Here is a 2871-nt window from a genome sequence, read left to right on the forward strand (position 1 = left end):
GTGCCTTGGAACCCCGCCCCATGTAACGCCGGGTCAACGTCGAGAGGTCCAGTTGTTCGACAACATCGACAACGAACCGCGCCAGGTGACCATCGGGCAACCACTCGTCTACCGAAGGCGGCAGCAGGTAATCGGTCTGGCCATCCACAGGGATGAAGCGGCTCATGGCGATCTTCTCAGCTCGGCGATGACGGTGGACAGTATCTCACGGTGCAACGGAAAGACCGACAGGCTGCTAGCTGGCTGGCAAAGCCAATGGGCGATATTACCCGTGCAGATGTAGAGCGCTGGCAGGCCGAGCAGGAGAGCGCCGACAAGCCACGCGCATTTAGTACGCTTAAGCGCTCCTTTGATGCGTTGTGCGGCCTTCTCGCCCATGCCGCTGAACGTGACGTGATTCCCACCAACCCGCTGGCGCGTGTGAACTTACAGCGCCCAGCCCTGAATGATGACGACTTAGCCGAGCAGGCAAGCCAACGTCGCTACTTAGAACCGGATGAAGTGAAAGCGCTGTTTGCTGGCCTTGAAGCCTATCAACAGGAAAAGCGCGAGCAGCGCCGCAACAGCCGCGCCCATGGCAAAGCCTACCTGCCCGACCTGGATCACGTTACGTATGTGGATCATGTGATGCCTTGGGTGCTGACCATGTACTACACCGGGTTTCGACCAGGTGATATTACGGGCCTGCGTTGGGAGCACGTCAACTTAGCGTTTAAGACGATCCGCAAAACCATAGAGAAAACCGCGCACCACCACGCTGAGCCTATGACCTTTCCGCTTTCCAGCGCTGCCGCTTATGTGCTGAATGTTTGGCATGAACAGCAAGGCAAGCCCAAAAACGGCTTAGTATTCCCCAACCCGCAAACAGGAAAGCGCTTTGATAGAACAGCCATGCAGAAGCCATGGGCCAGAGTGCGCACGCTTGCCGGGCTACCTGATGAATTGGTGCTTTATACCCTGCGCCACAACTTCGCTTCTCAACTGGTGATGGCGGGAGCTGACTTACTCGCCGTTTCTAAACTCATGGCCCACAGCGATATACAGACCACCATTCAGCATTACGCCCACCTGCGCCCAGATCACACCCGCGACATTGTAGAAACACTGGTAAAGCAGACGCCGAACGCTACACAAGAAACGCTGCCAGCGCTTGCCGTTGTCTCAACCAACGCCTAAACTTATAAAACCTTATGACCTATCAAGTGCAATGGACGCTCAAAGCGGCCAAACAAGCCAAGAAGTTACATGCGTCTGACCGCGCCATGGTCATTAAACGGGTGGGCAGCCTAGCCACTTGGCCAGAGTGTAAAGAGACCCACGACATTAAGCCCCTCACCCGCCACCAGTACCAATATCGCCTACGTGTAGGCCGTTATCGCGTGCTTTTCGATGTGGAAACGGGCCTGCGAGTGGTCTCTATCGAGGAGGTGAAAAAACGCGATGAACGCACCTATTGATTACCAGATTAGCGAACAGGCAGGCCGCCGCTATGCCGTGCTGCCGTTAGAGCAATTTACTGCCCTGGTAGAGCGTGCCGGGGAAGTGGATGCGTTGACGCTGCCTCACGAAATTGTCAGCCGCCACTTGGTCGATGATGTGCCGCTAACCCGCTGCTGGCGTGAATACCTTGGCGTCACACAAGCCGAGCTAGCAAGACGCTTGAACGTATCCCAGGCACAAGTTGCCCAGTGGGAAAGCGCCAACGCTAAGCCCCGCCACACCACCCTAAAGAAGCTGGCGACCGCTATGGGCATCCATGTACGCCAACTCACGCTAGAAGAGTAACGCGGCCACTGCTGCACGCTTTGGCTGGCTAGGGCCGTACACCCGAAAGCGCGGATAACTCCACCGCGTTAGCCAGCCAACCTACTTGGAGTGCAAGCGTTAGGAGTAGCGCTGTATGACACCAATGAATATCTGGCGATCACAAAGCCATATCCGTATAGACAACGCATGCTTGCTATTAGCAGGTATCGATCCTTGGGAGGTAGACCCGGACTGCCCTACGCTGGCTTTGGATGATGCGCTGTGGGGGCCGTTTGCCTCTATCAGATGGGCTTACGAGAGAGAGGTTAGACAAAAAGAGCAACTGGTTAGCGCTACCGCGTGGCTTGGCAGGTTGAAAAGGGCTGTTATTAAGGGCGAGATTCAACCTTCAGATGAAGAAGATAAAGGTCTTATAAGGGTTTGGAAGCGCTTATCTGAGCCACAAGAAGATACGATAGCAAAGGACATAGATGTTACTGGTAAACAGATTGGCATAACGACCAGCACTATTTTCTATGAGTTAATCGCTTACGATCTGGTGGACAGTATTGATTTTGATGTCTTGGCTTCTAGTGAAGGTGATTTTGACTTTGATTTTGATGTAAGCCGTTCAGAGCTTGCCAGATGGTTATTATCGCTTGGCTGGTCTGAGGTGGAGTTGCCTGACTTTCTAAGTGGCGCTGACACCTCAGAGTTAAGCTCAGTTCTTGTGTATGGAGGGCAGTAGAGAGGGTGGCGTATCCTGTTGATTGATCTCGCCAGATCACAACCAACATAGGACGGATACGCCATGAGCAATTCTACTCTCCAAGCCGTGACGCAACCAGACACTGGTGCTACCGACCCGCTGCATGAATTGCTTCGCCAAGGTGCCCGAGATCTGATCGCCAAAGCCGTGGAGGTCGAGTTGAGCACGTTCCTTGAGCAGTACGCCGAGAAGACGCTGGAAGACGGTCGCCGTGCCGTCGTCCGCAACGGCTACCTGCCGGAGCGCACCGTGCAAACCGGTATCGGCGACGTCGAGATCAAGGTGCCCCGCGTCCGTGACCGCAGTGGCGACGGGGTGACCTTCAGCAGCGCGCTGTTGCCGCCCTACCTGAAGCG

At 55.1% G+C, this 2871-nt stretch carries 5 protein-coding genes and 1 pseudogene; 5 read left to right on the plus strand and 1 reads right to left on the minus strand.

Annotated elements, in window-relative coordinates; all coding sequences use genetic code 11:
• A pseudogene (locus AC13CN_RS14675) lies at nt 1-166 on the minus strand (IS5/IS1182 family transposase); the annotation flags it as partial.
• 89 nt (nt 167-255) lie between these two features.
• Here AC13CN_RS14675 and AC13CN_RS14680 point away from each other — a divergent pair.
• From AC13CN_RS14680 to AC13CN_RS14700, 5 genes are all read left to right on the plus strand, one after another.
• Entirely contained in the window at nt 256-1176 is a 921-nt protein-coding gene (locus AC13CN_RS14680) for a tyrosine-type recombinase/integrase (protein ID WP_253558076.1), read from the plus strand.
• Nucleotides 1177-1190: 14 nt separating this feature from the next.
• Entirely contained in the window at nt 1191-1457 is a 267-nt protein-coding gene (locus AC13CN_RS14685; protein WP_074210612.1) for a type II toxin-antitoxin system RelE family toxin, read from the plus strand.
• A complete protein-coding gene (locus AC13CN_RS14690) occupies nt 1441-1785 on the plus strand; it encodes a helix-turn-helix domain-containing protein (protein WP_074210613.1) in 345 nt (114 codons plus the stop codon). The genes AC13CN_RS14685 and AC13CN_RS14690 overlap by 17 nt, the downstream gene beginning before the upstream one ends.
• A gap of 115 nt (nt 1786-1900) precedes the next feature.
• Nucleotides 1901-2494, plus strand: coding sequence for a hypothetical protein (locus AC13CN_RS14695; protein WP_253558078.1), 594 nt, complete (start codon nt 1901-1903; stop codon nt 2492-2494).
• 63 nt (nt 2495-2557) lie between these two features.
• On the plus strand, nt 2558-2871 hold a 314-nt coding region (locus AC13CN_RS14700), incomplete at its 3' end, for a transposase (protein ID WP_483053222.1).

The organism is Vreelandella sp. L-25, from assembly GCF_056857535.1.